Origin of the sequence: Pseudomonas sp. MEJ108 (assembly GCF_030208985.1) — a bacterium.
GTDB lineage: Bacteria > Pseudomonadota > Gammaproteobacteria > Pseudomonadales > Pseudomonadaceae > Aquipseudomonas > Aquipseudomonas fragariae.
In genome coordinates, this window is sequence record NZ_JARVSW010000013.1 from 192,549 (window position 1) to 215,130 (window position 22,582).

Below are 22,582 nucleotides of genomic sequence, written 5' to 3' on the forward strand. Positions count from 1 at the left end.
AGGTAGCAGGGAGAGGTAGCAGACGACGCAGTCTTACTGCCTCAAGGCCACCCACCACAAGCACGTGTTTTCATAGGGCCGGGAAACCTCCCGAACCTGGCACCCCTGTCTGGAAGGGCTCTGCCGCAGCCGCCTGAGGAGAAAATTAGAAATGACCTTCGTCGTCACCGACAACTGCATCAAGTGCAAGTACACCGACTGCGTAGAAGTCTGTCCGGTGGACTGCTTTTACGAAGGCCCGAATTTCCTGGTGATTCACCCGGACGAGTGCATCGACTGCGCGCTCTGCGAGCCAGAGTGCCCTGCCGTAGCCATTTACTCTGAAGACGAGATTCCTGCCGGCATGGAAAACTTCATTGAGCTCAATGCCGAGCTTGCTGAAATCTGGCCCAATATCACCGAAAAGAAAGACGCTATGCCGGATGCGGCAGAGTGGGATGGCAAAACCGGCAAGATCGCTGATCTGGAACGCTAGATTCCATACAGACAAAAGGCCCTCAAGAGGGCCTTTTTTGTTGAAGACGATTTTCTGCAGATAAAAAAAGGGGCGGTATGACCCGCCCACATTTTTCCTTGATCCCTGTATTCCCTAGTCATCGTCCTGATGAATCGCGTCCCGCGATATCCCGGCCTTCATCCTTGATGGCCTGTGCCTGTCCGTTGGCACAGCTTCGATATTAGAGATTTAACCTTGGAGAGCAACACCCGAAACGCTCCAGAATATTTCCTGGAAGATCGCCTTTCAAAATTAGAACCTCTTCTAAAACAAAGCCTTGCAGTGGAAAAACCGGCGAGTTGGCGACAAGCCTCACTCTGCTTAACTGAATGACTTACAGCAAGCGTACGCAATGACTTACAGGCTTTGAAACTTATGAGTACAGGCACGTAGTTATCGACCAGGCAGAACAGCGTCTGCTGGCAGCACGTGCAGTAACATTGGAATGACGGAAGACATATAAAAAGGCCGATATACACACAGTGTTATATCGGCCCTGGATGGTGGCTACGGAGGGGGATTACTGGAAGAGCGACTCGCTGGACAGACCGTTTTTCTCAAGGATCTCGCGCAGACGCTTGAGTCCTTCGACCTGAATCTGCCTTACACGCTCACGCGTCAGACCAATCTCAAGCCCAACATCTTCAAGTGTGCTGCTCTCATGCCCGCGCAAGCCAAAGCGACGAATCACAACCTCGCGCTGCTTCTCGGTCAGTTCAGACAGCCATTGATCGATGCTCTGTGAAAGATCATCGTCCTGCAGCAGCTCGCAGGGGTCTGTCGGACGGTCGTCGGTCAAGGTATCGAGCAGTGTCTTGTCCGAATCCGGCCCCAGCGAAACGTCCACCGACGAAACACGCTCGTTCAGGCCCAGCATGCGCTTGACCTCGCCTACCGGTTTTTCCAGCAGGTTGGCGATCTCTTCAGGAGAGGGCTCGTGATCCAGCTTCTGGGTCAGCTCTCTGGCCGCACGCAGATAAACGTTCAGCTCCTTGACCACATGAATCGGCAGCCGGATGGTCCGCGTCTGATTCATGATCGCGCGTTCAATGGTCTGACGAATCCACCAGGTGGCGTAGGTCGAAAAACGAAAGCCGCGCTCTGGGTCGAACTTCTCAACCGCCCGGATCAACCCCAGGTTGCCCTCCTCGATCAGATCAAGCAATGAAAGCCCACGATTGACATAGCGTCTGGCAATTTTCACTACCAGCCGCAGATTGCTTTCAATCATGCGTTTGCGCCCGGCCGGATCTCCACTTTGCGACAGACGCGCAAAATGAACTTCTTCTTCCGGGGACAATAGAGGAGAAAAACCGATCTCATTGAGGTACAGCTGGGTAGCATCGAGCGCCCGCGTGTAGTCAATGTACTTGTGTTGTTTGAGCGATGTTGAATGCTTGACCTTGGTACGTCCCGAGACAGCGGCTGGCTGCTTCTCGTTTGACGCTTCCTTCAGGACAATGCCGGCTTCCATAAGGAGCACTTCATCATCGATGTCAAACTCCGGCGCTTCGTTGCCAAGAGCCATTGTTTTAGTCCTTTGGTGAGTTCGACCTCAAGCTCCAGCATCGCCTGGTTCCATGGCAACGCTTGAGCCTGTTCCTACTACGCCAGGAACAGGCTGACAACTATCAACGACGTGGCAAGAATCCTAACGGATCTACAGGTTTCCCTTGGCGGCGAATCTCAAAATGCAGTTTCACCCGGTCAGTTCCTGTTGACCCCATTTCGGCAATCGTCTGCCCTGCCTTGACCTGTTGTCCTTCCCGTACCAAAAGCCTGCGGTTATGACCGTAGGCACTGACGTAGGTATCGCTGTGTTTGATGATGATCAATTCGCCGTAGCCCCGTAATCCACTTCCGGCGTAAACAACTGAACCATCAGACGCTGCCAAAACAGGCTGTCCCAAATCACCAGCGATATCAATTCCTTTATTCAAACTGCCGTTTGAGGAAAATTTTCCTATCAAAATGCCACTCGAAGGCCAGGTCCAACCCGTCGGAGACTTGCCGGCCGGGCCTGTCCCGGTGGTCGCCGACGGAGGTATAACCACAGGTACAACCGCAACGGGTTTGGACATGACCGTGGTTTTGACGGATCCGGAACTGCCGGTACTGGTCGATGTAGACGTCACCGGACGCCCCGCGCCGGACGTTGAAACCACGTTCGGCGTTGAAGAGGAGCGTCCGTCAAAGCGAATTGTCTGACCGGGCTTGATGGTAAACGGCTCCGGGATCTGGTTACGGGCAGCCAGCGCCTTCCAGTCCCAGCCGTAACGAAATGCAATGGAAAAAAGTGTGTCACCGCGCCTGACCACATATTGGCCGGTGGTCACCGTCGGGCGCTGGGCGACTGCATTGCCGTTGCGATCGACCACGCGAACGCCGCCTGAAGGCGAGCTGGAGCAGCCGACCAAAAGGACACTGAGAGCAATGCCAATCACCAGACGCTGATAACTTCTTGAAGACCTGAGCTGCTGAATGACTGTGAGACTCACCCGCCACTCCCTTTACTGGTGACTGAATTCAAAAAAGATGCCTATTGTGTCGTAATAGCAACGGGCAGCCAGTGATAAGCCGCTGAAAAACGCTGTTAAGTATCAATCAGCTGCGTGGAAATGATGCCATCAGGCCATTCAAGATTCCGGGCCGCGCGCTGTAGACCGATGACTGACGCCAGAATTCATTGTTTACCGCAGACAATCTTCAAGCGATGGGCCCGTTGAGCAAGGGTACGAAGCGCACAGCCCCCAGCACATGCCGGGAAAAACCGTTTTCTTCACGAATGATCAGCATCAACTGCTGAACCTCCCCAGAGCCAACAGGGATGACCAGACGGCCTCCCGGAGCCAGTTGATCGAGCAATGCCTGCGGTACATCGGTTGCCACCGCCGTGACGATGATGCCGTTATACGGCGCCAGGGCTGGCCAGCCCTCCCAGCCGTCACCCCAGCGAAAAACCACGTTGCGCAGATTGAGCTCGACCAGACGCTCCTTGGCGCGATCCTGCAGCCCCTTGATGCGCTCGACCGAAAACACTCGCTCTACCAGCTGGGCGAGCACAGCGGTCTGATAGCCGGACCCTGTACCGATCTCCATGACCTTGTCCAGCGGCCCTGCTGCCAGCAGCAGCTCGCTCATCCGCGCGACCATGTAGGGCTGGGATATCGTCTGGTTGTGGCCGATGGGCAATGCGGTGTCTTCGTAGGCGCGATGCGCCAGCGCTTCATCGACAAACAGATGCCGGGGCGTCTTGCGAATGACGTCCAGTACCCGCTGATTGGAAATGCCCTCTTCACAGAGGCGTTGAATCAGACGCTCGCGGGTACGCTGCGACGTCATTCCGATCCCTCGACGCAATAAGTCATCCTGCTCGCGTGACATCAACGAAGTCCCTCCAGCCAGGTGTTCAGGCTGCTGAATCCGTCCTGACAGGTTCTATCCAGTTGCAACGGCGTGATCGATACGTAGCCTTGTACGACCGCATGAAAGTCGGTCCCGGCACCGCCGTCCTCGACATCGCCGGCAGCCGCGATCCAGTAGCCTGCACGGCCACGCGGGTCGACGACCCTGATCGGTGCTGCAGCGCGGGCACGATGCCCCAATCGGGTCAATTGAATGCCGCGGATATGCTCGAGCGGCAGGTTGGGAATATTCACGTTCAATACCGTGCGGGGTGGCAGGTCGAGTTGCTCATGGGCCTCGACCAGCAAACGCGCGTAATGCGCCGCCGTCGCCAGATTATCCGGCTGACGTGACAGAAACGAAAAGGCAAACGACGGGCGCTGCAGAAAACGCCCTTCCAGGGCTGCAGCGACCGTTCCGGAATACAGTACATCGTCGCCCAGATTGGCCCCCAGGTTGATGCCTGAAACCACCATGTCCGGTTGACGCTCCAGTAGCCCGTGAATGCCCAGATGCACGCAGTCGGTGGGCGTACCGTTGACACTGATGAAGCCATTTTCCAGGGTGTGCGGATGCAGGGGCCGGTCGAGTGTCAGAGAACTGCTGGCACCACTTTTGTCCTGATCAGGCGCAATCACCACGCAGTCGGCGTAGTCCGCCAACGCCGCATGGAGCGCGACAAGACCGGGCGCATTCACCCCGTCATCATTTGATATCAGAATACGCATGAGCTGTCCGTCTGCCCAACCGGCACCAGATCGATGAGTTCGCGGACCAAAACGGTAGCAAAGCATCCGGGCGGAAGGACGAATTCCAGTTGCAGAATGTCAGACTCGGGATAATGCCACGTCAGCCGCCCAATGGGCAGTCGCAGGATGCGACGTTCGTGCTCCATGCCCGCTCTGACCAGCCAGTCACGCAACACAGATTCGTCATCGGCAACGGTATTTTCCAGCGCTGCCGTCGCACCGCCAGCTGGCGAAGGGCCTTCACCCCACTGTGGTCCGGTGGGGTGCAGGTCGAGGATCGCCAGACGAGGATCGCTGCATTCATCCACCCCGGCCGGAAAAAAGCTGCGGCTGTCGGTGAACGCGAGCAAATCACCGACCTGAGCCTTCTGCCAGCTGCCATCGGCAACCCGGGCGGCCAACACCCGATTGAACAGGTAACTGCGCGCCGTGGACAACAGTCGCGAACGCACCGCGCGTTGCTCAGGCAGCGCCTTGCGGGCGGCGTAATCGCGTGCCTCGCCAAGATTTCCGCCCTGATAACCGAAACGCTGCGCGCCGAAATAATTGGGGATGCCCTGCCGGGCGATGGTTTCAAGACGCTGATTCAAGGCGTCCTTGTCTGCATCCAGCTGGGTCAGACGCAGTGTGAAGCCATTGGCCGCATGGGCGCCGCGCTGCAGTTTGCGTTTGTGGCGGCCGCTCTTGAGAATCTGCAGCGTGTCGTCCTGCGCCGCGGACAGGTCAGGATCGGCCTTGCCCGGCAGTTGAATGCTGAACCACTGGCGGGTCAGTGCCTGGCGATCCTTGAGCCCGGCGTAGCTGACTGTGCGCAGCTGAACGCCCGCAGCCCTGGCCAGCCGACGTGCCGCCTCTTCCGTGTTCAGACCGCGCTTCTCGACCCATAGCCACAAGTGCTCGCCATCCCCGGAAAGCGGAATGTCCAGCACTTCGTCGACCTGAAAGTCTTCGGCAGTCGCCTTGAGGACTGCACGCCCCAGCGCCTCGCCGTAAGCTCGCGGGCCCAGCAGTTCAAGTTCGTTCATGCGCGCAGCAACAACGCAACGGCATGCACCGCGATGCCTTCTTCACGCCCGGTAAAGCCAAGCTTTTCGGTCGTTGTGGCCTTGACGTTGACCTGGTCCGGCTCAACCTGAAGATCTTCAGCGATCAATGCCCGCATGGCATCGATATGCGGTGCCATTTTTGGTGCCTGAGCGACGATGGTGGCGTCGACATTACCGACCTTCCAGCCTTTGCCATGGATCAGCGTGAGGACATGACGCAGCAGCACGCGGCTGTCGGCGCCCTTGAACTGCGGATCGGTGTCGGGAAAATGCTTGCCGATATCGCCCAGCGCTGCGGCGCCCAGAAGCGCGTCGCTCAAGGCATGCAGCAGGACATCGCCATCGGAATGGGCCAGCAGGCCGAACCCGTGTGCAATCCGCACGCCGCCCAAGGTAATGAAGTCGCCTTCAGCGAAACGGTGCACATCATAGCCATGGCCAATACGCATAAAAAAACGCCCTGAAAAAAGTCAGGGCGTGATTCTACCTGCTTTGGCGCGCGTTAGCTGTTCAAGGCTGCAGCGTGATGCCTGAGATGGTCCTCAATGAAGCTGGCGATGAAGAAATAGCTGTGGTCGTAGCCTGGCTGCATGCGCAGGGTCAGCGGATAGTCCGCAGCCTTGGCCGCCTGAACCAGCGCCTCAGGCTTGAGCTGATTGACCAGAAAATCGTCACGATCGCCCTGATCGACCAGCGTCGGCAGCTTTTCGGACGCCTGCGCAATCAACACGCTGGCATCCCATTCGCGCCAGCGGGAACGGTCTTCGCCCAGATAACGCGAGAATGCCTTTTGCCCCCATGGGCAATCGATCGGATTACTGATCGGCGAGAACGCCGACACCGACCGATAGCGACCCGGATTACGCAATGCGCAGACCAGCGCCCCGTGACCGCCCATCGAGTGCCCGCTGATACTGCGCACCTGTGACGCCGGAAAATGCCCCTCGATCAGCGCCGGCAGCTCCTTGACCACGTAATCATGCATTTGGTAATGCCGTGCATAAGGCTGCTCGGTAGCGTTGAGGTAGAAGCCCGCGCCTTGACCGAAGTCCCAGGCGCCGTCAGGGTCATCTGCCACGTCGGCACCACGCGGACTGGTATCAGGCGCCACGATGATGATGCCCAACTCGGCCGCCAGTCGATGGGCGGCGGCTTTCTGCATGAAATTTTCATCCGTACAGGTCAGGCCGGACAGCCAGTACAACACCGGCAGCTTGCCGCCCTGCTCCGCCTGCGGTGGCAGATAGACGGCAAACACCATGTCGCAGCCCAGCACCTGGGAGTGGTGCTTGTAGCGCTTGTGCCAGCCGCCGAAACTCTTTTGACAGGAAATATTTTCCAAAGGCATGTGATGTCCTCCAGCTGCAAGCTACAAGCCGCAAGTTACAAGCATGTAAGAGACCTTCGTGCTTGCCGCTTGGAGCTGACAGCTTGCCGCTGCTCCTTAAAAATGAATGACGGTGCGGATGCTTTTGCCTTCATGCATCAGGTCGAACGCCTTGTTGATGTCCTCCAGGCCCATGGTGTGGGTGATGAACGTATCGAGCGGGATTTCTCCGGTCTGCGCCATGTCCACATAGCTCGGCAATTCGGTACGGCCACGCACGCCGCCAAATGCCGAACCGCGCCAGACGCGCCCGGTCACCAGCTGGAACGGACGGGTAGCGATTTCCTGACCGGCACCGGCCACGCCGATGATGACCGACTCGCCCCAGCCCTTGTGGCAGGATTCCAGCGCTGCACGCATCAGTTGCACATTACCGATGCACTCAAACGAGAAGTCGACGCCGCCATCGGTCATGTCGACGATGACTTCCTGGATCGGACGGTCGAAATCCTTCGGATTGACGCAATCAGTCGCGCCCAGCTGTTTGGCGATCTCGAACTTGGCCGGGTTGATGTCGATGGCGATGATTCGAGCCGCCTTGGCTTTGACCGCACCGATCAATGCCGAGAGGCCAATACCGCCCAGACCGAAGATGGCCACGGTATCACCAGGCTTGACCTTGGCGGTGTTGAGCACCGCACCGATACCGGTGGTGACGCCACATCCCAGCAGGCAGACTTTTTCCAGCGGTGCCTGCTTGTCGATTTTGGCCACCGAGATTTCCGGCAGTACGGTGTATTCGGAGAAGGTCGAGGTGCCCATGTAATGGAAAATCGGCTCGCCCTTGTAGGAAAAGCGCGTGGTGCCATCCGGCATCAGGCCTTTACCCTGCGTGGCACGAATCGCCTGGCACAGGTTGGTCTTGCCCGAGCGGCAGAACTTGCACTGACGGCATTCCGGGGTGTACAGCGGAATCACGTGGTCGCCGACCACCACCGAGGTCACGCCCTCACCCACCGCTTCGACAATCGCACCACCTTCGTGGCCGAGGATCGACGGAAAAATCCCTTCAGGGTCAGCCCCGGACAATGTGTAGGCATCGGTGTGGCAAACGCCGGAGGCTACTACTCTGAGCAGCACTTCTCCCGCCTTGGGCATGGCCACATCGACTTCAACGATCTCCAATGGCTTTTTGGCTTCAAAAGCGACAGCAGCGCGCGACTTGATCATCAATCTTCTCCGACGGGTAAAAACAAGGATTGCAGTGTAGTACAGTGCCAATTGACGAGTAATGCGGCTAAAAGCAAAACATTAATGCTGTACAGGGATAATCGATGTACACCAATCGTTGGGAAGGTCTGGATGAGTTCGTTGCTGTCGCGGAATGCGGGCAGTTCACGGCGGCGGCTCAGCGGCTCGGGGTCTCCTCGTCGCACGTCAGCCGTCAGATCGTGCGTCTTGAAGAACGCCTGCAGACCCGTCTGCTCTACCGCAGTACACGCAAGGTCGCACTCACCGAAGCCGGGCAGACCTTTCTGCATCACTGCCAGCGCCTGCAGGACGGCCGTGAAGAAGCACTGCGCGCCGTGGGCGATTTGGCCAGCGAACCGAAGGGGTTGTTGCGCATGACCTGCGCCGTGGCGTACGGGGAGCGCTTCATCACGCCGCTGGTCACGCGTTTCATGGATGTGTACCCACACCTGCGGGTCGATATCGAGCTGAGCAACGACACGCTGGATCTGGTTCATGAAGGCATGGACCTGGCGATTCGTCTGGGTCGGCTGCAGGATTCGCGTCTGGTCGCAACCCGCCTCGCGCCACGGCAGATGTACCTGTGCGCTTCGCCGTCCTACATCCAGCGTTACGGCCGGCCGCACAGCCTTTCGGAACTGAATCGCCACAATTGCCTGATCGGTGGCAGCGACACCTGGCAGCTTCAGCAGAACGGGCGTGAATTTTCCCAACGTGTGCAAGGCAACTGGCGCTGTAACAGCGGCCAGGCCGTGCTGGATGCCGCGCTGCACGGGGTCGGCTTATGCCAGTTGCCGGATTACTACGTGCAGAAACACCTCAACGACGGCACGCTGGTGTCGTTGCTGGAGGCACATCAACCGCCCAACACCGCCGTGTGGGCGCTGTATCCGCAGCAAAGGCACCTGTCACCCAAGGTGCGCAAGCTGGTGGATTATCTTAAGGAAGGGTTGGCGATGCGGGATGAATATCGCCAATAGCGAAAACCTAGCGCCCGAACTCGCTGCGGCGCTGACGTAGCCATTCCAGGTCCTCGGGGCGAGTGACCTTGATGTTATCCGAGCGCCCCTCGATCAGGCGGGGCGACTGCCCTGCCCACTCGATGGCCGATGCCTCATCGGTGATGCTGACGTTGGAGACCAGGCTGTCCGCCAGGGCGCGATGCAGGGCCCCAAGACGAAACATCTGCGGCGTGAACGCTTGCCAGACCAGGCTGCGATCCACAGTCTCAAGCACGCGACCGCTGCTGTCGGCACGCTTGAGCGTATCGCGGGCCGGCACGGCCAGCAGGCCGCCGACAGGATCATCGGCCAGCTCGCCGAGCAGATTATCCAGATCACTGCGCGCCAGATTCGGACGCGCAGCGTCATGAACCAGCACCCAGTCATTGTCGCTGGCGCCCTGAGCATGCAGGTGCAGAAGCGCGTTGAGCACCGAGCCTGAGCGCTCGCTGCCGCCGTCCACGCGCTGGATGCGAGTGTCATGCGCGCAGGGCAATGCCGCCCAGTAAGGGTCGTCCACAGCCAGACTGATCACCAACCCCTTGAGACGGGGGTGATCGAGAAAACAAAGCAGGCTGTGTTCCAGAATTGTCAGGCCGCCCAGTGACAGGTATTGCTTGGGACGGTCGGCTGCCATGCGAGCACCAATGCCCGCTGCAGGTATCACTGCCCAGAAGGCAGGAAGAAAGTCTTTCATCGCACCAACTTGATTATTGCGCGAGCTGGTAAAGGGTTTCGCCATCCTTGACCATGCCCAATTCATGTCGGGCACGCTCTTCGACGGTTTCCAGACCTTTTTTCAATTCCATGACCTCGGCATCAAGCACGCGGTTGCGCTCCAGCAGCACCTGATTTTCAGCGTGCTGGTCGGCAATCTGCTGAGTCAGGCTGGCCACTTGCGCAAGGCTTCCGTTACCGACCCAAAGGCGGTACTGCAAGCCAGCCAGCAACAGGAGCAGGACGAGGAACAACCAGTTAGGACTGCGCATTGAAATATCAGGTACCCAGTAAAAAAGACAGCAGAGCCAACGTGAACAACAAACGACTGAGGGCATTGAGCCTGACATAAGCCAGGCTCAATCACTCCAGATTACCGCGGAGCGTCAGCATCGGAGCTGCACAGGCGAGTCAGGGAACCCGAATCCGTGCAGCACTCTGCGTCTTTTTACCATCTATGGCTCAGCCGCGAAACTCGGCACGACCACGATACACAGCCTTGGAGCCCAATTGCTCCTCGATGCGCAGCAATTGGTTGTACTTGGACACGCGATCGGAGCGGCACAGCGAACCGGTTTTGATCTGACCGGCAGAGGTGCCCACCGCCAGGTCGGCAATGGTCGAATCTTCGGTCTCGCCGGAACGGTGAGAGATGATCGCAGTATAACCGGCAGCCTTGGCCATCTGAATGGCTTCCAGGGTTTCGGTCAGCGTGCCGATCTGGTTGAACTTGATCAGGATCGAGTTGGCGATCTTCTTGTCGATGCCTTCCTTGAGGATCTTGGTGTTGGTCACGAACAGGTCGTCACCTACCAGCTGGGTTTTCTCGCCGATCTTGTCGGTGAGAATTTTCCAGCCATCCCAGTCGGACTCGTCCAGACCGTCTTCGATGGAAATGATCGGGTGCTTGCGAGTCAGCTCGGCAAGGTATTCGGCAAACTCGGCAGAGCTGTACTCGCCCTCTTCGCTCAGTTTGTACTTGCCGTTCTTGTAGAACTCGCTCGCTGCGCAGTCCAGCGCCAGAGTCACGTCAGTGCCCAGCGTGTAACCCGCATTGGCGACCGCCTCGGCGATGGCGTCGAGCGCTTCCTTGTTGGATGCCAGGTTAGGCGCGAAGCCACCTTCGTCGCCCACTGCGGTGTTCAGGCCACGCGCCTTGAGAACCGCCTTGAGGTGATGGAAAATCTCGGTGCCCCAGCGCAGGCCTTCAGCGAAGGACTTGGCGCCGACAGGCTGGATCATGAATTCCTGGATGTCGATGTTGTTATCGGCATGCTCGCCACCGTTGATGATGTTCATCATCGGCACCGGCATGGAATACACGCCCGGTGTGCCATTGAGGTTGGCGATGTGCGCGTACAGCGGCAGATCCTGATCCTGTGCCGCTGCCTTGGCAGCCGCCAGGGAGACCGCGAGGATGGCGTTCGCGCCCAGGCTTGCCTTGTTTTCGGTGCCGTCCAGCTCGATCATCGCGTGATCCAGCGCCTTCTGGTCAACCGGATCCTTGCCCAGCAGCAGGTCGCGGATCGGACCATTGATATTGGCAACAGCCTTCAGAACGCCCTTGCCCATGTAACGGCTCTTGTCGCCATCACGCAGCTCCAGCGCTTCGCGCGAGCCGGTTGAAGCGCCAGACGGCGCGCAGGCGCTGCCGATGATGCCGTTATCGAGGAGCACATCTGCTTCAACGGTTGGGTTGCCACGGGAGTCAAGAACTTCACGACCTTTGATGTCAACGATTTTTGCCATTGTTGTAAACACTCCAGGATTGACGAAAACGACGCAGCGGGAAAACGATGTTCACAGTCAGGCGCAAAAACCGGCAGCCCTGAATGTGACAACCCCGTCACGAATGACGGGGAACGGCACTTTACCGGAGAACCCTGCTCAAGCGGTCTCTACGATCGGAAAACTTTTGACAAGTTCATCCAGTGACTTGAGCTGGGCCAGGAACGGCTCCAGTTTGTCCAGACGCAGGGCACATGGCCCGTCGCACTTGGCGTTGTCAGGGTCCGGATGGGCTTCAAGGAACAGACCGGCCAGATTCTGACTGATACCGGCCTTGGCCAGGTCCAGCACCTGAGCGCGGCGGCCGCCGGCAGAATCGGAACGACCGCCCGGCATCTGCAGGGCGTGGGTCACGTCGAACAGGATCGGGTACTCGAACTGTTTCATGATGCCGAAGCCAAGCATATCCACGACCAGGTTGTTGTAACCGAAGCTGGAACCCCGCTCACAGAGAATCAACTGATCGTTACCGGCCTCTTCGCACTTGGTCAGGATATGTTTCATTTCCTGAGGCGCAAGGAACTGGGCTTTCTTGATGTTGATGATCGCGCCGGTTTTCGCCATCGCCACAACCAGATCGGTCTGCCGCGACAGGAAAGCCGGCAGCTGAATGACGTCGCAGACTTCCGCCACCACGGCAGCCTGATGAGGCTCGTGAACATCGGTGATCAGCGGCACGTTGAAGGTGCGCTTGATCTCTTCGAAAATACGCATGCCTTCTTCAAGGCCCGGCCCACGGTAGGAGTTCACCGAAGAGCGGTTGGCCTTGTCGAAGCTGGCCTTGAACACGTAAGGGATACCGAGCTTTTCGGTCACCTTTACGTATTCTTCACAGACCTGCATGGCCATATCCCGGGATTCGAGTACGTTCATGCCGCCGAACAGCACCATTGGCTTGTCGTTGGCGACCTCGATCGAACCTACGCGGATGATTTTCTGAGCCATGTCTGCAGTCCCTGTCAGGAATTTTTCTGATGTTGAGCCAGTGCCGCCTTGACGAAACCGCTGAACAGCGGATGACCGTCACGGGGCGTGGAGGTGAATTCCGGGTGGAACTGGCAAGCGACGAACCATGGATGATCCGGTGCTTCGACCACTTCAACCAGCGCGCCGTCGCCGGAGCGACCGGAAATCTTCAGGCCGGCCTCGATCAGTTGCGGTAACAGGTTGTTGTTCACTTCGTAACGATGACGATGACGTTCGACAATCACGTCCTTGGTGTAGCAATCGTGAACCAGCGAACCGGCTTCAAGCTGGCACTCTTGCGCACCCAGACGCATGGTGCCGCCCAGATCGGAGCTTTCGGTACGGGTTTCGACCGCGCCGGTGGCGTCTTCCCATTCGGTGATCAGCCCCACCACAGCGTGTGCGCTGGTGCGGTCGAACTCGGTGGAGTTGGCGTCTTTCCAGCCCAGCACGTTACGGGCGAACTCGATGACTGCGACCTGCATGCCCAGGCAGATGCCCAGGTACGGAACCTTGTTCTCACGGGCGAACTGAACGGCCGTGATCTTGCCTTCCACGCCGCGCAGACCGAAGCCACCCGGAACCAGGATTGCATCCACGCCTTCCAGCAGGCCGGTGCCCTGGTTTTCAATGTCTTCAGAATCGATGTAGCGCAGGTTGACCTTGGTGCGATTGGTAATACCGGCGTGGCTCATGGCTTCGATCAACGACTTGTAGGCGTCGAGCAGTTCCATGTACTTGCCGACCATCGCGATGGTCACTTCGTGTTCCGGGTTGAGCTTGGCGTCGACAACCTTGTCCCACTCGGACAGGTCGGCACCGCCACATTGCAGGCCGAAGCGCTCGACCACAAAATCGTCCAGGCCTTGCGAATGCAGAATGCCCGGGATCTTGTAGATGGTGTCCGCGTCTTCGAGGGCGATGACTGCACGCTCTTCGACGTTGGTGAACTGAGCGATCTTGCGACGCGAGGAAACGTCGATCGGGTGATCGGAACGGCAGACCAGCACATCAGGCTGCAGGCCGATGGAGCGCAATTCCTTGACCGAATGCTGGGTCGGCTTGGTCTTGGTCTCGCCGGCAGTGGCGATGTACGGCACCAGCGTCAGGTGCATGAGCATCGCGCGGCGCGCGCCGACTTCGAAACGCAACTGGCGGATGGCTTCAAGGAACGGCTGGGACTCGATGTCACCCACCGTGCCGCCGATCTCGACCAGCGCCACGTCGGCATCGCCTGCACCCTTGATGATGCGGCGCTTGATTTCATCGGTGATGTGCGGGATGACCTGAATGGTCGCGCCCAGGTAATCACCACGGCGCTCTTTGCGCAGGACGTGCTCGTACACACGGCCGGTGGTGAAGTTGTTGTTCTGGGTCATGGTGGTGCGGATGAACCGCTCATAGTGACCAAGGTCCAGGTCGGTCTCGGCGCCGTCGTGAGTGACGAACACCTCACCGTGCTGGAACGGGCTCATGGTGCCTGGGTCCACGTTGATGTAGGGATCCAGTTTGAGCATGGTGACCTTGAGTCCCCGCGCCTCCAGGATGGCCGCCAATGAAGCCGAGGCAATGCCTTTCCCCAATGAAGAAACAACACCGCCCGTGACGAAGATGTAGCGCGTCATGAAAAACCCTAGAAGTCTGCGTTAAAGCGGTCAGAGCCGCCGGGGATAGCGAAGGAAGGCCGAAGCCCCCGATTACCGACAAAATTCACGGTGCACTCCCGAAACTGCTGCGTTGAAACCGACCGGCCGAAGCCCGTGTGGTGTGCGCTACATTTTAAGAATTACCCAGTAAATACTGGTTGGTAACCGGCAACTCATGTCGTTTCAAAAGAGCCGACAGAAGCTGTATCAAGAAGGGAGCGTAGTCTACCTGAAAGGGCCTTTCAGCTCAAACTTTGGTCGCCGGTCGGCGCAACCCAGCGCAAACGCCAGTTTTCATTGGGCGAACCGTCCAGCCCTGGCAGGTTGGCGACCGCCAGCAGCACGTTATCGAGGTACAGCAGCGGCAATCTGCCGCGCAGAAAGGCCGGTACTGACTGCTCGTTGAGCAGGCGCTTGAGATCACGGCTGCCACGCCCGTCCAGGCGTAACACTTCACCGCCCTGCCGATAGCGGACTTGCAGACACCCCGACGGCGCCTCGCCTTGCAGAACCACGCGGCCATTGCCGGGCAGGTGCAGCGCCGCGCAAGGGTCCGACCAGTCCATTGCCTGATGACCGAGCGGCTCCCAGCCAGCGGGCACCCACCAGAGGCAGCCCTGCGCCCTGTGCAGGGTTCCATCGGCGAGCCGCCACAGCGGGCCCGCGTCCTGCGCTGCATCGCGCAACGCCTCCCAGCCGGCCCAGTGATCGGTGTCCGGCAGGCGCGTCAGCGGCGCAAGCCAGTGACGCAGTGCATTGCGCTGCCGGGCTGCTGACAATGCGGCAATCGGCCCAAGACTCAATACCGGCAGGCTAAGCCAAGCGAACGACGTTGCAGCCTGGGCATGGGCAATATCCTGCAGCGCAAGCTCGTCCAGCAATTGCTGCGCTTCGCCAAGGTGACGTGCGGTTCGCGCCAGACTGGCCGCTGCCTGTGGCCATCGGGAGGTCAGCAACGGCAGTACCTGACTGCGCAGAAAATTGCGCGAGAACTGCTGATCGTCATTGCTGGGATCTTCGATCCAGTTCAGCCCGTGCCGATGCGCGCAATCCTCCAACTGCATTCGCGACATATCCAGGAGCGGCCTCACCAGACGCCCACGCCCCAGAACCCGCTGATCGGGCATGGCAGCCAGACCGCGTACGCCTGCGCCGCGCAGCAGACGGAACAACAGGGTCTCGGCCTGATCATCGCGATGCTGCCCCGTCAGCAGCACCTCGCCCTCACCCAGCCGCTCGCTGAACGCGCTGTATCGCGCCTGCCGGGCCGCCTGCTCGATACTTGCACCCGGCTCGACCTGAACACGAACCGACTCGAATGCCACCCCGAGCGTCCTGCAGACCTGCTGACAATGCTCTGGCCAGGCATCGGCAGCGGGCTGCAGGCCATGGTGCACATGGATGGCGTTAAGCGCAGGCAGGGTTTCGCGACTGGCAAGTTCAGCCAGAAGATGCAAAAGCACGGTTGAGTCGAGGCCGCCGGAGAAACCGACATGCCAGACAGGCGCATTGCGCCAAGGGGCCAGGACTTGAAGAAGCCTGACAGAAAGATCATGACCGGTGCGTGAGGGGGTGGTCATGGGTGTTTTCACCGGCCTGACGGGTTCGCACACTAACGGCTTCAGTGCTCGAACCCGCCCTTTCGCGAACAGGTCCGCTCCCACGCCCTTCGGGCAGAAGTCCGCAAGACGTGGAAACAATCGGGGCGACGCAGCTTACAGACCGTAGCTCATCAAGCGGTCATAACGGCGGGCCAGCAGCTCGTCATTATCGAACTCCTTGAGCATCGCCAGCTGACTGCTCAGCTCTTCACGAATCAAGGCAGCGGCGGCTACCGGGTCACGATGCGCGCCACCCAGTGGTTCGGCGATGACCTTGTCGACGATACCCAGGCCTTTCAGGCGATCAGCGGTGATGCCCATGGCTTCGGCAGCATCCGGGGCCTTCTCGGCGGTCTTCCACAGAATCGACGCGCAGCCTTCCGGAGAGATCACCGCGTAGGTCGAATACTGCAGCATGTTCAACTGGTCACAGACACCAATTGCCAGCGCACCACCGGAACCGCCTTCACCGATGACGGTAGCGATGATCGGCGTCTTGAGACGGGCCATCACGCGCAGGTTCCAGGCAATGGCCTCGCTCTGGTTGCGCTCCTCCGCGTCGATACCCGGATAGGCGCCCGGTGTGTCGATAAAGGTCAGGATCGGCATCTTGAAGCGCTCGGCCATCTCCATCAGACGGCAGGCCTTGCGATAGCCTTCGGGGCGCGGCATGCCGAAGTTGCGACGAACCTTCTCGCGCACTTCACGACCTTTCTGATGACCGATGACCATGACTGGCTGGTTGTCCAGACGGGCAATACCGCCGACGATCGCCGCATCATCGGAGAAATGACGATCACCGTGCAGCTCATCGAACTCGGTAAAGATGTTTTCGATGTAGTCCAGCGTGTAGGGACGACGCGGATGGCGCGCCATGCGCGCGATCTGCCAGCTGGTCAGGTTGCCGAAGATGCTTTCGGTGAGCGTCTTGCTCTTGTCTTGCAGCCGGGAGATCTCGTCGCCGATGTTCAGCGAGTTGTCGTTACCCACCAAGCGCAGTTCTTCGATTTTGGCCTGCAAGTCAGCGATAGGCTGTTCGAAATCAAGAAAATTCGGGTTCATAGGCATCCGTCTTGGGTCGACGGCCAAGAGGCCGGCCGGTTGATCCGTCTGCGCCGTTCCTGTTCGGAACCGGCGCGTTCAGGTCGAAATTAAAATTCAGGGTTGAGCGCAAGTCGAGCCTGCGGCGTTCAACGATACTGGAGAAAGACGTTCTCACGTCCGAACTGGTCACGCAGAGCTTGAATCAAGCTGTCCGCAGGATCAATCCGCCATGCTTCTCCCAATTGCAGCAATGCACGGGCGTCCTGCCCCGTGTAGTCCACCGTGATCGGACAGGCACCGCGATGGCGCTTGCACAGATCGCCCAGCCAGCGCAGCCGGTCGCCCTTGAGCGCTTCGGCACGCACCGTCACACGCAGGCTCTCGGCCAGATTGGTGCGGGCATCCTCGATACTCATGACACGCTTGGCGCGCAGGCGCAGCCCGCCGGAGAAGTCATCATTACTGACTTCGCCCTCGACCACCACCATAGCATCGGTCTGCAACAGTGACTGAGCCGAATGGAACGCTTCGGCAAACAGCGACGCCTCGATGCGCGCCGAGCGATCGTCCAGGGTAATGAACCCCATCTTGTCGCCCTTCTTGTTCTTCATGACGCGCAGGGCAATGATCAGACCTGCCACCGTCTGAGTGTCTCTTGCCGGCTTGAGATCGATGATCCGTTGCCGGGCGAACCGGCGGATCTCGCCTTCATATTCATCGATCGGATGCCCGGTCAGGTACAGCCCCAGGGTTTCCTTCTCGCCACGCAGACGATCCTTGAGGCTCAGCTCGCGGGTCTTGCGATGGTTGGCGTAGACATCGGCATCCGCTTCGACGAACAGGCCGCCGAACAGGTCCGAGTGACCACTGTCGCGACTGCGCGCCGTCTGCTCTGCTGCCTGAATGGCTTCTTCCAGTGCGGCAAGCAGCACCGAACGGTTACGGTCGATATTGGCCTGATAGGCCTTGGGCTCCAGTTCGAAGTACGGCCCGAGGCGATCCAGCGCACCGCTGCGAATCAGCCCATCCAGGGTTCGCTTGTTGACCCGCTTGAGGTCGACGCGGGCGCAGAAGTCGAACAGGTCCTTGAACGGCCCGTTCTGGCGCGCGTCGGTAATCGCCTCGACCGGCCCCTCGCCTACCCCCTTGATCGCACCAAGGCCATAAAGAATGCGGCCATCGTCGCTTACCGTGAACTTGAACTCCGAGGTGTTCACGTCCGGCGCATCGAGGCGCAACTTCATCGTGCGCACTTCTTCGATCAAGGTCACGACCTTGTCGGTGTTGTGCATATCCGCCGACAATACCGCCGCCATGAACGGCGCCGGGTAGTGAGTCTTCAGCCAGGCAGTCTGGTACGACACCAGCCCGTAGGCCGCGGAGTGGGACTTGTTGAAACCGTAACCGGCGAACTTTTCCACCAGGTCGAAGATGTTACCGGCCAGGTCCGGGTCGATGTTATTGGTCTTGCAGCCATCGATGAAACCACCGCGCTGCTTGGCCATTTCCTCGGGCTTTTTCTTACCCATGGCACGACGCAGCATGTCCGCACCGCCAAGGGTGTAACCGGCCATGACCTGGGCGATCTGCATCACCTGTTCCTGATACAGGATGATGCCGTAGGTCGGTGCCAGTACCGGCTTGAGGCCTTCGTACTGGTAATCGACGTGCGGATAGGACAGCTCGGCGCGACCGTGTTTACGGTTGATGAAGTCGTCGACCATGCCCGATTGCAACGGGCCGGGACGGAACAGTGCCACCAGTGCGATCAGGTCTTCCAGACAGTCGGGCTTGAGCTTTTTGATCAGCTCTTTCATGCCGCGCGACTCGAGCTGGAACACCGCCGTGGTCTCGGCGCGCTGCAGCAACTGATAGGTCGGCATGTCATCGAGCGGAATGAACGCGATGTCCAGCGGTTCTTCGTTGACCTTGGCGCGGTCGCGGTTGATGGTCTTGAGTGCCCAGTCGATGATGGTCAGGGTACGCAGACCGAGGAAGTCGAACTTCACCAGCCCCGCAGCCTCGACATCGTCCTTGTCGAACTGGGTCACCAGACCGTCACCGGCCTCGTCGCAATAGATCGGCGAGAAGTCGGTCAGCTTGGTCGGGGCAATAACCACACCGCCGGCGTGCTTGCCGACGTTACGCACAATGCCTTCGAGCTTGAGCGCCATCTCCCAGATTTCCGCAGCTTCCTCATCGACCTTGAGGAAATCGCGAAGAATCTCTTCCTGCTCGTAGGCTTTTTCGAGGGTCATGCCGACCTCGAACGGGATCATCTTCGACAGACGATCAGCCAGCCCGTAAGACTTGCCCTGCACCCGCGCCACGTCACGCACCACCGCCTTGGCGGCCATGGAACCGAAGGTGATGATCTGGCTGACCGCGTTGCGACCGTACTTCTCGGCCACATATTCGATCACCCGGTCACGACCATCCATGCAGAAGTCGACGTCGAAGTCAGGCATGGAAACCCGCTCCGGGTTCAGGAAGCGTTCGAACAGCAGGTCGTATTCCAGCGGGTCGAGGTCGGTGATCTTCTGTACATAGGCAACCAGCGATCCGGCACCCGAACCACGACCCGGCCCCACCGGTACGCCGTTGCTCTTGGCCCACTGGATGAAGTCCATCACGATCAGGAAGTAACCGGGAAAGCCCATCTGGATAATGATATCCAGCTCGAAATTCAGCCGGTCGACATACACCTGACGCTTGGCTTCGTAATCTTCGGTCGTGTCCTTGGGCAACAGGACTGCAAGACGCTCTTCGAGGCCGTCGAAGGAGACCTTGCGGAAATACTCATCGATGGTCATGCCATCGGGAATCGGGAAGTTGGGCAGGAAGTGCGTGCCCAGCTTGACGTCGATGTTGCAGCGCTTGGCAATCTCGACGGTGTTTTCCAGCGCTTCCGGCAGATCGCTGAACAGCTCGGCCATTTCTTCCGGGCTTTTCAGGTATTGCTGATCGCTATAGTTGTGCGAGCGACGCGGGTCGTCCAGCGCACGCCCTTCACCGATGCATACGCGGGTTTCGTGAGCTTCGAAATCGGCCTGTTTGATGAAGCGCACATCGTTGGTCGCCACCAGCGGTGCACCGTGACGCTCGGCCAGGGCCACCGCAGCGTGCAGATGTTCTTCGTCATTGGCGCGGTTGGTGCGCTGCACTTCGATATAGAAGCGGTCAGGAAAGACTTCCAGCCACTCGCGCAGCAGTTCGTCGGCCTCCCCCGGATTGCCGCCGAGCAAGGCCATGCCGATCTCGCCTTCCTTGGCCGCAGAAAGCGCAATCACGCCTTCACTGGCCTGCGCGACCCACTGACGCTGAATGACGATCTGACCGTTGCGCTGGCCTTCGATAAAGCCTCGGGAAATCAACTCGGTCAGGTTGCGGTAGCCCTGGGCATTCATGGCCAGCAGGCTGATGCGGCTGAGCGCGGCATCTTCGTCCCTGCCCGCCAGCCACAGGTCGACACCGCAGATCGGCTTGATGCCGGAGCCCTGGGCGGCCTTGTAGAACTTGACCAGCGAGCACATGTTGTTCTGGTCGGTCACCGCCACGGCGGGCATGTTCATGCCGGTCAGCGCCTTGATCAACGGTTTGACCCGGACCAGACCGTCAACCAGCGAATATTCGGTGTGCAGGCGTAGATGAACGAAAGAAGCCGGCATGGTGATCCTATAAAACGCGAAAATACAAAAAACGAAGGGCAGGATTGTAGCTGGCCCGGAGTGAAACGTCAGTCCTGCAGCAACCCGACTGAAGGCGAAATCGAGCCACCCATCATTATCGTTGCGCGCGCTTCATGGGCTGCACGCACCGGAGCGAAGGAACGCCGATGAATGGGCGTCGGCCCGAGCCGGGCCAGTGCTTCCAGATGCACCGGGGTAGGATAACCCTTGTGCCCACCGATGCCATAACCCGGATAGATGAGTTCGAACGCTGCCATTTCCCGATCCCGACTCACCTTGGCAAGAATCGAGGCGGCAGCGATGGCAGGTACCTTGGAGTCACCCTTTACCACCGGCGCCGAGGGCACCGACAACTGCGGGCAGCGGTTGCCGTCGATAAGCGCCAGTCTGGGCGTGATACTCAACCCTTCGACGGCGCGCTGCATGGCCAGCATCGTGGCGTGGAGGATATTCAGCTGGTCGATCTCTTCGACTTCAGCCCTGGCGATGAACCAGCACAGGGCTTTCTCCTGAATTTCGACGTAGAGCTTTTCGCGCCTGGCTTCGGTCAGTTTCTTCGAATCATTGAGACCGAGAATGGGCCTGGTCGGGTCGAGAATGACGGCGGCGGTTACCACGGCACCGCACAGCGGGCCGCGACCCACTTCATCAACACCCGCCACCAGGTCCTCGACGAGGGTAAAATCCAGACCTGTTTGCATCATGGGCGACCTCACAGTGAAGGCGACCGTCCGAGCAGGCTCAATACCGCATCGGCGGCCTGATTGGACGCATCGCGGCGCAGGATCCGGTGAATGGCATCAAAACCGGCGGTCTGCTCGCGACCGTCGTCGATCAATGGCAGCAGCGTACGCGCCAGGGCTTCTGGCGTAGCGTCGTCCTGCAGCAGCTCAGGCACCAGCAGACGCTGGGCCAGCAGGTTCGGCAGCGACACGTAAGGGCTTTTGACCATTCGCTTGAGTATCCAGAAGGTCAGCGGCGCCAGGCGATAGGCAACTACCATGGGGCGCTTGTAAAGCAGCGCCTCCAGGGTCGCGGTGCCGGAGGCGATCAGTACCGCATCGCACGCGGCCAGAGCAACATGCGACTGGCCGTCGAGCAGCGTGACGGGCAGATCACGCCCCTGCAGCAATTGCTCCACCTGAGCCCGTCGCTGCGGGCTGGCGCAGGGCAGTACGAAGCGCAGCTCTGGGCGCCGGGCAAGCAGCCGCTCGGCCGTGTCGAAAAACAACCCGCCCAGACGCCCCACTTCACCGCCCCGGCTGCCCGGCATCAGCGCGACAACCGGCGTCTCCTGCGCCAATCCCAGGCCTGCGCGAGCACCTGCACGATCGGACTCCAGAGGAATTGTGTCTGCCAGCGGATGACCGACAAAACGCACCGGTACGCCCTGCTCTTCGTAGAAACGCGCTTCGAATGGCAACAGGGTCAGCATCAGGTCACAGCCTTCACGAATCTTCAGCACACGCTTCTGACGCCAGGCCCAGACCGACGGGCTGACGTAGTGCACAGTCTTGATCCCGGCGCGACGTAGCTGAAGTTCGATATTGAGCGTGAAGTCAGGCGCGTCAATGCCGATGAAGACGTCCGGCTTTTCATTGATCAGGGTCTGGACCAACAGCTTGCGCCGGGCCAGCAGCTCGCGCAGTCGCCCGAGCACTTCAACCAGCCCCATCACCGACAGGCGCTCCATCGGGAAGGAGGACTGCATGCCTTCGGCTTCCATCAACGGACCGCCGACACCAATGAAGCGGATGTCGGGATGGCGCACCTTGAGGGCACGCATCAGACCGGATCCGAGGATATCGCCGGATGCTTCACCCGCGACCAGAGCGATACAGAGTGGACTGGTCATG

General features: G+C 59.4%; 20 protein-coding genes. 2 read left to right on the top strand and 18 right to left on the bottom strand.

Features of this window, described 5'->3' with window-relative positions:
• The first annotated feature begins 151 nt into the window (after window positions 1-151).
• Window positions 152-475, top strand: a complete 324-nt coding sequence (gene fdxA / locus QRN50_RS07220) for a ferredoxin FdxA (RefSeq protein ID WP_003314327.1) — start codon at window positions 152-154, stop codon at window positions 473-475.
• A 541-nt stretch (window positions 476-1,016) separates the two neighbouring features.
• Here the strand turns inward: fdxA and rpoS are convergent.
• The 8 genes from rpoS to QRN50_RS07260 form a co-directional block, all read right to left on the bottom strand.
• Window positions 1,017-2,024, bottom strand: coding sequence for an RNA polymerase sigma factor RpoS (gene rpoS / locus QRN50_RS07225; protein ID WP_003314325.1), 1,008 nt, complete (start codon window positions 2,022-2,024; stop codon window positions 1,017-1,019).
• Window positions 2,025-2,127: 103 nt separating this feature from the next.
• Window positions 2,128-2,994 (bottom strand): peptidoglycan DD-metalloendopeptidase family protein, encoded by an 867-nt coding sequence (locus QRN50_RS07230; RefSeq protein ID WP_004406211.1) that lies wholly within the window; start codon window positions 2,992-2,994, stop codon window positions 2,128-2,130.
• A 208-nt stretch (window positions 2,995-3,202) separates the two neighbouring features.
• A complete protein-coding gene (locus QRN50_RS07235) occupies window positions 3,203-3,838 on the bottom strand; it encodes a protein-L-isoaspartate(D-aspartate) O-methyltransferase (protein ID WP_004406213.1) in 636 nt (211 codons plus the stop codon).
• Window positions 3,839-3,879: 41 nt separating this feature from the next.
• The gene (gene surE / locus QRN50_RS07240; RefSeq protein ID WP_004406214.1) at window positions 3,880-4,629 is read right to left on the bottom strand and encodes a 5'/3'-nucleotidase SurE; all 750 of its coding nucleotides are present in this window, start codon (window positions 4,627-4,629) and stop codon (window positions 3,880-3,882) included.
• Entirely contained in the window at window positions 4,617-5,675 is a 1,059-nt protein-coding gene (gene truD / locus QRN50_RS07245) for a tRNA pseudouridine(13) synthase TruD (RefSeq protein ID WP_011266986.1), read from the bottom strand. Before truD ends, surE begins: the two co-directional genes overlap by 13 nt.
• Entirely contained in the window at window positions 5,672-6,145 is a 474-nt protein-coding gene (ispF, locus tag QRN50_RS07250) for a 2-C-methyl-D-erythritol 2,4-cyclodiphosphate synthase (RefSeq protein WP_011266985.1), read from the bottom strand. The genes truD and ispF overlap by 4 nt, the downstream gene beginning before the upstream one ends.
• Before the next feature lie 53 nt (window positions 6,146-6,198).
• Complete coding sequence (gene fghA, locus QRN50_RS07255; protein ID WP_004406217.1) at window positions 6,199-7,044, bottom strand: S-formylglutathione hydrolase; 846 nt, start codon at window positions 7,042-7,044, stop codon at window positions 6,199-6,201.
• 96 nt (window positions 7,045-7,140) lie between these two features.
• Window positions 7,141-8,253 carry an S-(hydroxymethyl)glutathione dehydrogenase/class III alcohol dehydrogenase gene (locus QRN50_RS07260; RefSeq protein WP_003314319.1) on the bottom strand — a complete coding sequence of 371 codons (1,113 nt, stop codon included), beginning with the start codon at window positions 8,251-8,253 and terminating at the stop codon, window positions 7,141-7,143.
• 104 nt (window positions 8,254-8,357) lie between these two features.
• On the opposite strand from QRN50_RS07260, the gene QRN50_RS07265 reads away from it, so the two are divergent.
• Complete coding sequence (locus QRN50_RS07265; protein ID WP_004406220.1) at window positions 8,358-9,254, top strand: LysR family transcriptional regulator; 897 nt, start codon at window positions 8,358-8,360, stop codon at window positions 9,252-9,254.
• A gap of 7 nt (window positions 9,255-9,261) precedes the next feature.
• Here QRN50_RS07265 and ispD read toward each other — a convergent pair whose 3' ends face one another.
• The 10 genes from ispD to lpxB all read right to left on the bottom strand — a co-directional run bounded on the left by ispD (window position 9,262) and on the right by lpxB (window position 22,581).
• Window positions 9,262-9,972 carry a 2-C-methyl-D-erythritol 4-phosphate cytidylyltransferase gene (ispD, locus tag QRN50_RS07270; protein ID WP_004406223.1) on the bottom strand — a complete coding sequence of 237 codons (711 nt, stop codon included), beginning with the start codon at window positions 9,970-9,972 and terminating at the stop codon, window positions 9,262-9,264.
• A gap of 13 nt (window positions 9,973-9,985) precedes the next feature.
• A complete protein-coding gene (gene ftsB, locus QRN50_RS07275; protein ID WP_003314315.1) occupies window positions 9,986-10,264 on the bottom strand; it encodes a cell division protein FtsB in 279 nt (92 codons plus the stop codon).
• A gap of 190 nt (window positions 10,265-10,454) precedes the next feature.
• Window positions 10,455-11,741: a phosphopyruvate hydratase gene (gene eno / locus QRN50_RS07280; protein WP_003339565.1), complete on the bottom strand. Its 1,287-nt coding sequence runs from the start codon at window positions 11,739-11,741 to the stop codon at window positions 10,455-10,457.
• 138 nt (window positions 11,742-11,879) lie between these two features.
• On the bottom strand, window positions 11,880-12,725 hold the full coding sequence (kdsA, locus tag QRN50_RS07285; RefSeq protein WP_004406226.1) for a 3-deoxy-8-phosphooctulonate synthase: 846 nt from the start codon (window positions 12,723-12,725) through the stop codon (window positions 11,880-11,882).
• A gap of 14 nt (window positions 12,726-12,739) precedes the next feature.
• Window positions 12,740-14,371, bottom strand: a complete 1,632-nt coding sequence (pyrG, locus tag QRN50_RS07290) for a CTP synthase (RefSeq protein ID WP_003364819.1) — start codon at window positions 14,369-14,371, stop codon at window positions 12,740-12,742.
• Between the two features lie 263 nt (window positions 14,372-14,634).
• Window positions 14,635-15,972 (bottom strand): tRNA lysidine(34) synthetase TilS, encoded by a 1,338-nt coding sequence (gene tilS, locus QRN50_RS07295; RefSeq protein WP_096126437.1) that lies wholly within the window; start codon window positions 15,970-15,972, stop codon window positions 14,635-14,637.
• A 135-nt stretch (window positions 15,973-16,107) separates the two neighbouring features.
• Window positions 16,108-17,055, bottom strand: a complete 948-nt coding sequence (gene accA / locus QRN50_RS07300; RefSeq protein ID WP_003364825.1) for an acetyl-CoA carboxylase carboxyl transferase subunit alpha — start codon at window positions 17,053-17,055, stop codon at window positions 16,108-16,110.
• A gap of 128 nt (window positions 17,056-17,183) precedes the next feature.
• The gene (gene dnaE / locus QRN50_RS07305; RefSeq protein ID WP_011266980.1) at window positions 17,184-20,705 is read right to left on the bottom strand and encodes a DNA polymerase III subunit alpha; all 3,522 of its coding nucleotides are present in this window, start codon (window positions 20,703-20,705) and stop codon (window positions 17,184-17,186) included.
• 68 nt (window positions 20,706-20,773) lie between these two features.
• On the bottom strand, window positions 20,774-21,427 hold the full coding sequence (rnhB, locus tag QRN50_RS07310; RefSeq protein ID WP_024639907.1) for a ribonuclease HII: 654 nt from the start codon (window positions 21,425-21,427) through the stop codon (window positions 20,774-20,776).
• 11 nt (window positions 21,428-21,438) lie between these two features.
• A complete protein-coding gene (lpxB, locus tag QRN50_RS07315) occupies window positions 21,439-22,581 on the bottom strand; it encodes a lipid-A-disaccharide synthase (protein ID WP_024651769.1) in 1,143 nt (380 codons plus the stop codon).
• Between the last annotated feature and the right edge of the window lies 1 nt (window position 22,582).

Bases quoted from the DNA above. Each gene is read 5' to 3' on its own strand.
- fdxA (WP_003314327.1), top strand. From the start codon at position 152: ATGACCTTCGTCGTCACCGACAACTGCATCAAGTGCAAGTACACCGAC.
- rpoS (WP_003314325.1), bottom strand. From the start codon at position 2,024: ATGGCTCTTGGCAACGAAGCGCCGGAGTTTGACATCGATGATGAAGTG.
- QRN50_RS07235 (WP_004406213.1), bottom strand. From the start codon at position 3,838: ATGACGTCGCAGCGTACCCGCGAGCGTCTGATTCAACGCCTCTGTGAA.
- surE (WP_004406214.1), bottom strand. From the start codon at position 4,629: ATGCGTATTCTGATATCAAATGATGACGGGGTGAATGCGCCCGGTCTT.
- truD (WP_011266986.1), bottom strand. From the start codon at position 5,675: ATGAACGAACTTGAACTGCTGGGCCCGCGAGCTTACGGCGAGGCGCTG.
- ispF (WP_011266985.1), bottom strand. From the start codon at position 6,145: ATGCGTATTGGCCATGGCTATGATGTGCACCGTTTCGCTGAAGGCGAC.
- fghA (WP_004406217.1), bottom strand. From the start codon at position 7,044: ATGCCTTTGGAAAATATTTCCTGTCAAAAGAGTTTCGGCGGCTGGCAC.
- QRN50_RS07260 (WP_003314319.1), bottom strand. From the start codon at position 8,253: ATGATCAAGTCGCGCGCTGCTGTCGCTTTTGAAGCCAAAAAGCCATTG.
- QRN50_RS07265 (WP_004406220.1), top strand. From the start codon at position 8,358: ATGTACACCAATCGTTGGGAAGGTCTGGATGAGTTCGTTGCTGTCGCG.
- ispD (WP_004406223.1), bottom strand. From the start codon at position 9,972: ATGAAAGACTTTCTTCCTGCCTTCTGGGCAGTGATACCTGCAGCGGGC.
- ftsB (WP_003314315.1), bottom strand. From the start codon at position 10,264: ATGCGCAGTCCTAACTGGTTGTTCCTCGTCCTGCTCCTGTTGCTGGCT.
- eno (WP_003339565.1), bottom strand. From the start codon at position 11,741: ATGGCAAAAATCGTTGACATCAAAGGTCGTGAAGTTCTTGACTCCCGT.
- kdsA (WP_004406226.1), bottom strand. From the start codon at position 12,725: ATGGCTCAGAAAATCATCCGCGTAGGTTCGATCGAGGTCGCCAACGAC.
- pyrG (WP_003364819.1), bottom strand. From the start codon at position 14,371: ATGACGCGCTACATCTTCGTCACGGGCGGTGTTGTTTCTTCATTGGGG.
- tilS (WP_096126437.1), bottom strand. From the start codon at position 15,972: ATGACCACCCCCTCACGCACCGGTCATGATCTTTCTGTCAGGCTTCTT.
- accA (WP_003364825.1), bottom strand. From the start codon at position 17,055: ATGAACCCGAATTTTCTTGATTTCGAACAGCCTATCGCTGACTTGCAG.
- dnaE (WP_011266980.1), bottom strand. From the start codon at position 20,705: ATGCCGGCTTCTTTCGTTCATCTACGCCTGCACACCGAATATTCGCTG.
- rnhB (WP_024639907.1), bottom strand. From the start codon at position 21,427: ATGCAAACAGGTCTGGATTTTACCCTCGTCGAGGACCTGGTGGCGGGT.
- lpxB (WP_024651769.1), bottom strand. From the start codon at position 22,581: ATGACCAGTCCACTCTGTATCGCTCTGGTCGCGGGTGAAGCATCCGGC.